This window comes from Paraburkholderia piptadeniae (assembly GCF_900007165.1).
Taxonomy (GTDB): domain Bacteria; phylum Pseudomonadota; class Gammaproteobacteria; order Burkholderiales; family Burkholderiaceae; genus Paraburkholderia; species Paraburkholderia piptadeniae.
This window is the reverse complement of the sequence record NZ_CYGY02000115.1, coordinates 56,772-64,643: the sequence shown is the minus strand read 5'-3', so window position 1 is coordinate 64,643 and position 7,872 is coordinate 56,772. Positions and strand designations below refer to the sequence as shown.

Genomic DNA, 7,872 nt, shown 5'->3' with positions numbered 1-7,872 from the left:
ACATTGCCGGGCGCTTACGGTCGATCGCTCGAAGGGTCGGTTCACGCTCGCTGTTGATCAACGGAAAAATCCCACCTTCCGAACACGCCGACGAACGATTCAGATCTCCTGCTGAAAGCAATCGGAGCTTTCGGATTGTTTTACGTCATAGGTCGAGTTGGGTCCGTCCTGTGCCACCAGCGGCGACGATGAACGTCTTCCCCGCGCAATCGCTGACGGCAGACCGTCAGGCAGGCGGCAGCGCTGGGCTGTGCGTCCATCAAGGGTCTGTTCGACGTGTCTCGGGCCCGTCGCGAAACGTGGCACGGCGATGCTGCCCCTGATGCCGATCTACCTCTACGCTCCGTCGAGCTCGAGAAGTCCTGCATAGCGTAGACGACAAGACACCTGGTCAACCGTTGTGAGAGCTACGACGTCAGCGATGCGACCCAAGCGTCAAGTTGCGCAACGTACTGCCCAATCCGTTGCCCTGCCTTTCCGTACGAGTTGCAGGTATAGCCCCAGTCTGAGGGATGCACAAGATTGTTGTGACTGAATACGATCACCGGGGTGCCGTCACGTCGGTTCCTGGCTGACGCGCTAAATGGTGTGCCCCTACGCGTGCGAAGCATCACGGTGGCATTATCTTGGCGCGAAAGCACGGCATGCGCGCGCGCAAAGTTGGTCAGTACGGGCATTGCGCGCCTGTTTGAGTGCGTTGGCACGACGGCCTCAGAGGACGGGGAAAACGAACGGTTGGCGTAGTTCGTCGCGAGCGGATCAATTTGATATCCCAGCATGAAAAGTGCGGCCTCAATGTGCCTAAGGCCATAGCGACCGCGGCACCATTTGGCCCCAGCCTGATCACGTGCCGCTCGAAGAATCCAATTCGCCCGAATATTCAGTTCGGCCCAGCGGCGACTACCCGCACTCGAGAGCCGACCAAATTTAAACCCCTCACCAGAGGGATTTCGAGGGACCGAAGGCTGGCCAGGCCGCGGTCTTTGCTCTCCCCAACGAAAGGCAAGAACTTCCGGCACGCCATTCACGCCAAGCTCTGGATGCCTCCTCAGAAACTGGCGCACGAGCAAACACAATGCTGCGCCGACCCGGCCGTCAAGCATGATGCTGTGGTCCGCAGCATGGCTGAATGACTTTGTGAATCCGGCGTTCATTTTGGCCCTTTCGAACGCAGAGAGGTCGGGGGAGTCCGAGTTGAGCGCGGTAATGCCATCCATGAACAACGTGACAAGCCGTTCACCCTGATCGCGAGCCCACTCATCATAGGACTCTGCGCTACCCATCCCCCAACCCATGATCGGATTCAAGTGGGCCCGCAGCGTATCCGCCGTCAGTTTCCTTGGGAATCGCAACGCTTGACGCAGAGCGCGGCGAAGCGGCCGGAGGTTCCGGGTAGTCTCAAGAAGGCTCTTCTCCCGCCACGAGTATCTCCGGAAAAGCTGCTCGAGCGTCTTGTCCGGTACAGATCCGAATTTTGCCTCGAAGCCCCGCCAGATCCCTTCAACGGCGATCTCTCCGGTAAGCATCTGGGCGATGTGGCTCACAAATTCCGCGGCAACCTTGTTGCGCAGGTAGGCAATCTTATTCATCCGTTACCTCAGCTCGTTTGACGATCACACTAGGTCGTCACGAGAACAGCACAGCCCTCGGGGGAATTTCAGCAGAAACAATATATCCGCGCCCCCGTTCGCAAATGACTGTATCGCTCAATGACCCAACAAGGACGATTCTTCCCCGCAGGTTCGCTCCGGGTACGAACGCGCCGATCGGGTTTCAGACTTTACGCGTAGTCCTCCGCCGATTGGGCCAAGCTCGGTCCGACATGCTGCAAAATCGCAGCCATCAATCGCGAGACGCAAGTGGCATTGAGTGGACCCTCTGGTTGTCGTAACGCATACGCACGAAGCGTAGTCACGGTTGATGATGCTCAACGGTCGTTCGCAATCCGTGCAACTCCGCCGCAGCGCATAGTGCGTTGCAGGGGCGGCGCAGATTGCACCAATCCGCACAATCCATTGCGCCGCAAGGGGCAATAGGGCGGCGGCACCCATTGCACCAAACCGCACAATCCATTGCGCCGCAAGGGGCAATAGGGCGGCGACACCCATTGCACCAATCCGCACAATCCATTGTGCCGCAAGGGGCAATAGGGCGGCGGCACCCATTGCACCAATCCGCACAATCCATTGTGCCGCAAGGGGCAATAGGGCGGCGGCACCCATTGCATCAATCCGCACAATCCAATGCACCGCAGCGTTCATGGCTCGGGCGGCACCGTGCTGCGAACGCGGGAATCCCTCCCCATTCGGTCGTCGCGCTGGACGTGCCCCAACCCGCTTTTGTCGACCAGGACAGTCATGTTTCATCATTTCATCTGCGTCGCAGCGAAAATGAATGTGCCGAGGCATGCGGACTGACCGGAAGATAGCCACGCTCGACGCACGGTCCCGCGCCCTGTCCGCCGACGGCCAAGGCGCGGTGGCTGGAGCGACGCGCACCTGGGCGAGGGTGCGGGCTTTCCACGGTCGAAAAAACGGCGGGCGGCGGCTTCGACTGTCGGAACGCACAATGTCTGTCATTCGATTGCAATTACATTGCCATCGGGCCACTAGGCTTTCGGCGAGTTCCGCTCACCCGCACGCTCGCCGCGTTCTGATCGAACAGGCTGAGCATCGTCAATGCGCAGTGCGAGCATCTCGAATCACCGGTGTCCGGTCTGTCGCTGACTCGTGTCATGCACCTTGCCGCCTCGCGCGACCCTGATGAAGACACCCGCTCGCCAGCTGCGTCCGGACAATCCAAAGGGATCGAGCGCCGTGACTCGAAAATCAACGGCAACGTGGAAACCATCCGGACTCAGCCGACTGCACAAGCTAAACCGGTTTGAACGTCGGCAAGCAGAGGCTGAAGCAGCGCCACTAATCGCGCAGCTCTGGCCGATCCTTACTGTCGTTTGACTCGCATCATCGAGCCCATGTCTTACGGAAGCCATGCTGGCTGGCGAAGTTTCTGAAAAAATGATAACCTCACAGGTTATTGAAACTGTCCCGCTATCGGAATGGACATCACCTTCGCCAACAAGGCGCTGCGGAAACAGCTCAACGAAGAGAAGGCAATGATCAAAGCGCACGGACCTCTGAGGACAAAAAAGCTGAGGATTGCACTGACACAGCTTCGCGCCGCACCAAATTTAGGCATTTTTGCTCCGCCGATGAGCCCTCCCCATCGGTGTCACGAGCTCACAGGGAATCGAAAGGGCCATCTGACGGTTGATCTGGATCATCCGTACAGACTTGTCTTCAAGCCGCAGCACAATCCCGTACCTGAAAGGCCCGAGGGCGGGTTGGACTGGAGTCGAGTGACTGCCATCGAAATAACCGGAATCGAGGATACTCATGGCTAAGCAACCTACCAACGAATTTCAGCCTGACTATGCGGTCTCGCCAGGTGAGATCCTGGGGGACGAGCTGGAGACTCGCGGGATGACTCAACAGGAGCTGGCAAGGCGGACAGGCCTGACCCCGAAGCACATAGTCTCACTTGTTCAAGCGAAATCATCGATCACGCCCGAAACCGCAATCAAGCTGGAGCGGGCGCTTGGCATGCCTGCCGACTACTGGCTGAACCTTGAAAGCCAATACCAGGAGGCGTTGGCACGAATAGACGAGGAGGCAAAGCTCGAGCACGATTTGGACTGGCTCAAGCGCATTCCGATCGCGTTGATGACAAAGCTGAACTGGGTTGAGAGACGCTCTGATGCAAAGGCGCAGTTGGTTGAAGTGTTGCGCTTTTTCGGGATCGCCAGCGTTAGCCAATGGGATGACATGTGGCCGAACCTAAATGTCGCCTACCGCCAACATAACAGTCAAGAGATATTTCCCGAGGCTGTCTCTGCATGGTTACGTCGTGGCGAAATTGAAGCCTCACAAATTCCGTGCGGACCTTTCGAAAAGGCCGCTTTTCGTGATGCACTCGATAAGATTCGACTACTGACGATAGAGCGCCCTGAGAGTTTTGTCCCACGTATGCAGGAACTGTGCGCCGCAGCGGGTGTGGCCGTTGTGTTCGTCCCGGCACTACCCAAGACTGGCGTCAGCGGCGCCACAAGATGGCTTAACGCCAACAAGGCAATTATTCAGCTTAGTTTGCGATATCGCACCGACGATCATCTCTGGTTTACCTTCTTTCACGAGGCTGGACACATCTTACTCCATGGGAAAAAGGAGCTTTTCCTCGAAGGGGCCAATGGGTTGGATGCAAGCAAAGAGGCGGAGGCGAATCATTTCGCCGAGCAGGAACTGCTACCGCGATCACAGTTTTCGGCGTTTATAAGGCGAAATCAATTCAACAAAGCGTCCATTGCCTCATTTGCCAAAGAGATTGGAATTGCACCTGGAATAGTTGTCGGCCAGTTACAGCACCGGCAGTTACTACCCCGCAATCACTGCAATGAATTGAAGCAAACATTTCGTTGGGCTCATGAATGACATCATTTTTGAAAACGAATCCGGAGTAGCTTCGTATTCAATTACACCCCTGTGTAGGGTAGGTGCGTTGTCTGCCTGAAATGTTCCATGTCTAACTGCTTGAATATTTGCGACGATCAGGAATACTTTGAAGACAACGCAGCCGCCCCGTATTGGCAGCGCACGCACGATAGATGCGCCAGCGAATTGCATCCGTCCCAATCCTGCAATCAATTGCAGCAGCTTCCGTGTGGATCGTGCCACGCCCCACCTGACAACGTCACCTCCGGCAAGCCGCTGCTTCTGAGGGCGACCGGGAGCGTCGTAGATGATGTGTTCCTGCGTCGAATCGAGAGTATTCCTATCCCACCACCACGCGGCGCGTTTGACTGAGACTCACGATGACGATAGGTGTAAGCGGTGCGCGAGTACCGCCTAGACCATAGACGCCAAAGTGGCCACAGGGGACCCCACCAAACGAGTGATGGAGACTATTGTCACCTGAGATAGCAACAGCAACGAGAAGGTCGCGCAAGGGCACCCCGAGCCGTCTAGTTTCGATTGCAAAGCTCGCGCGTGAACCTCGGGTTTCGGTCGCATAGCTAGCACTGCTTGAACTGCGCGAGTCAGATAGTGATCCTTACCAACCGGTTGACAACACCTTTCGAATCTCACCTTCTGACAGTACCTTTGCACAGCTTTCCCAATCAAGATTCTCGACCTTGGCGTAGCGATTATCGAACGGATGTGTTTGGTGAATACCATCAATGAGGCGTTTGGCCTCGTCTACGTTGCCTTGTGCCACATCGATCCACAGCGATTCCAGAACATCAGGAATCTGGCCGAAGAGCTCGAAAATGTATTCGAGACGGTCCGCCAGAAGCTGATGCACCCTATCCTCGACCGACCCGCGGTAGCGCAGGTTGCAAACGAAGACTTCGTCGCGGACTTGTCCGATGCGCTGGATACGGCCTTTACGCTGTTCCAGCCGTGTCGGATTCCATGGCAAGTCAAGGTTAATCAAGGTGCCAAGGCGTTGCAGATTGAGCCCCTCGGATGCTGCATCGGTACCAATTAACAGGCGAACCTCGCCATGCTTCACCTTTGTCTTGATGTCGTCGCGAGCGCACGCCTTGAACTGGCCCGCCGTCAGAATGCCGGAATTCGCTCCACCAGCATATAGGCCGACCGGCTCGTGTGGTAAATGATCGCGCGACAGCGATTCCGCCAGCCACCACGCGCTATCAAAATACTGGCTGAAAATAATGCAACCTCGTGCAAGCCAATTTTCGCCGATAAGATAGTCCAGCACCTGTTGAAACTTCGGATCACGGTCCTGACTGATTTCTAGTGCCTTGAGGCACCGCGCCAATTCGGCTCGCTCGACCGCTGTCAGATTTTTCATCTCGGATTCAGCAGTGGCATTGCGCGGTTCGGTATCGTCGTCATCGACGTCGATGGACTCGTCGCCAATCTCGGCCCGACGATCTGTAGCCTGACGATTAGCGCCCCAAGTGGCAAGCATCTTCTCAGTCGTGCGGCGTCCTGCGTAAATGGAGCTACCCATGCGTCGCAGCAAAAGCGTCTTGAGAAAACCGGCACCTCTTACTCGCTGATTGAGCAGACGGCAAAACTCTTGCGCCGCGTTGTAGGCATCCTGCAAGTATGGGGGCAACGCCACGGCCTCGTCCTCACCCTCGCCAAATAGGCGAACCCGTATGGGCTTCAGATACGGCTCACCGGTGGCGGGATCGATGGTGCCTTCCAGATATTGTCGAGTACGACGGACGATGTGGCGGATGAACGGATTGTGGTTGCGACCGAAGTCTTGGGCGATTTGCCCCAGCAGGGTACGGGTGGGGCCATTCATGCTGCCGATTAGGTCACCGGAAGCCACAAAGGTGCCGTCGTCCAGACAAAACCGCTGCCGTAATAATCGGAAATTCGTCCCTTCACTGCGGGGCGGTAGAGGGTTGCGAAGCCAGGGCCACGCTTCGAACACATCGCTAGACAATGCCCTTTCACCCATCACCACCGGCAGACAGTGCGCCGGCTTGCGCCATTCGCTCCAGTCGTTTCCTAATACGGCCTCGTTGCCAGCAGCAAGGATGGACAGCAAGTCCCAAGCTTCTATTGGGTGCAATTGCACCGGCGTGGCTGTGGCAAGCAGCATGCTCTTGGTACGGGCACTGACCCGAGCTAGAAATGCTGCCAGATTGTTATATTCTGGCCGACTGGTCAAATCCTTAGGATCCGCCTTTTTCCGCCGTGCCCTATGAGATTCATCACAAATCACGCACTCGAAACTCATTGCAAGCAGGTGAGCCGTGATCTCGTTGCCCGCAACGACCAAGCCCTGTGACACGATCCCGAAACGGCGTGGGCACCGCCGGACACCGTCCGGTCCATTCACCGGATGTTCAATTCCCTGCTCGTCGACCCAAGCATCTCCCATCCAGACGGCGCTGGGAATCGCCAGCAAATCGCGTAATTCGTCCTGCCATTGATTCAATAAGGGTTTCGGCACGAGAATCAGCACCGGCTTCTTACCAGTAAGCGCCATTAACAGCGCAGCGAGAGCCAGCTGCACCGTCTTCCCCAGCCCCACTTGGTCAGCCAGAACAAAGCGCGCAGTACCGCGTCGATGGGCGTCGAAAGCCAGTTTCACAAAATACTTTTGGTGCGCCCACAGACCGAATTCCTGCCGGTAAACGGGCGATTCCACCGCCGCGGAAGCTGGGCTGGCTCGTGTGTCGCGCCGCCAGTCGTCTAGAGGAGTCTCTTGACGATCGGCCAGACGCTTGACGTCCTGCACGATGAAGTCAGCCAGAGGGACAGCCTGGACGTGATTCCATAGCGTGTCGAATTCCGTTTGAACCCAACGCGCCGCCTCTGCGCTGTCGTCCTCCCACATCAACTCGTAGTTAAACCGCCAGGCAGAGAGGGTCTCATTGACGCTGCCCAGAAAACTGGTTGTCCGGCCATCGTCATAACGGATGACGCCAGCTTTGCCATGCACCAAACCAAAAGCCGCATCTGGCAATACACGAACTTCCAGCTTTCCCGAAACGAGCAGGCCAAAGAGGCGAGCGAAGCGTCCACGTCCAGCGTCGTTGGTGGCGAGTTTCTCTGGGGACGAAGCGCACCAGGATTGCCGCATCGCTTGCTGGGCTGCCTTGGCCGTTTCGACGTCGGCGGGTTCCAGATCAGAGTTGCAAACCACGCGGACCTTGCCTGTTACATTTTCGATTGCCTCGCCCGCCACCTCCAAAAGGGAGGAGCGAAAATAACCAGCAATACGGTCATAACTCGCGGCCCCTACTAGTCGAGCTTGCAAGAGAGAGGCATCGAGCTTCTCCTGGCGGGAGGAATGGCGGTTCACGGTCATGAGAAAACTTCCGTGCGA

The 7,872-nt window shown here is 56.9% G+C and carries 4 protein-coding genes; 2 read left to right on the top strand and 2 right to left on the bottom strand.

Annotated features, from left to right (window positions below):
• Nucleotides 1-407: 407 nt before the first annotated feature.
• Nucleotides 408-1,589, bottom strand: coding sequence for a hypothetical protein (locus BN2476_RS40895; protein WP_087739836.1), 1,182 nt, complete (start codon nt 1,587-1,589; stop codon nt 408-410).
• 1,469 nt (nt 1,590-3,058) lie between these two features.
• Here BN2476_RS40895 and BN2476_RS40890 point away from each other — a divergent pair.
• Nucleotides 3,059-3,403 (top strand): type II toxin-antitoxin system RelE/ParE family toxin, encoded by a 345-nt coding sequence (locus BN2476_RS40890; RefSeq protein ID WP_087739835.1) that lies wholly within the window; start codon nt 3,059-3,061, stop codon nt 3,401-3,403.
• Nucleotides 3,396-4,487, top strand: coding sequence for a HigA family addiction module antitoxin (locus tag BN2476_RS40885; RefSeq protein ID WP_087739834.1), 1,092 nt, complete (start codon nt 3,396-3,398; stop codon nt 4,485-4,487). The genes BN2476_RS40890 and BN2476_RS40885 overlap by 8 nt, the downstream gene beginning before the upstream one ends.
• Before the next feature lie 619 nt (nt 4,488-5,106).
• Here BN2476_RS40885 and BN2476_RS40880 read toward each other — a convergent pair.
• A complete protein-coding gene (locus BN2476_RS40880; protein ID WP_087739833.1) occupies nt 5,107-7,854 on the bottom strand; it encodes a phospholipase D-like domain-containing anti-phage protein in 2,748 nt (915 codons plus the stop codon).
• Nucleotides 7,855-7,872: the final 18 nt, after the last annotated feature.

Bases quoted from the DNA above. Each gene is read 5' to 3' on its own strand.
- BN2476_RS40895 (WP_087739836.1), bottom strand. From the start codon at position 1,589: ATGAATAAGATTGCCTACCTGCGCAACAAGGTTGCCGCGGAATTTGTG.
- BN2476_RS40890 (WP_087739835.1), top strand. From the start codon at position 3,059: ATGGACATCACCTTCGCCAACAAGGCGCTGCGGAAACAGCTCAACGAA.
- BN2476_RS40885 (WP_087739834.1), top strand. From the start codon at position 3,396: ATGGCTAAGCAACCTACCAACGAATTTCAGCCTGACTATGCGGTCTCG.
- BN2476_RS40880 (WP_087739833.1), bottom strand. From the start codon at position 7,854: ATGACCGTGAACCGCCATTCCTCCCGCCAGGAGAAGCTCGATGCCTCT.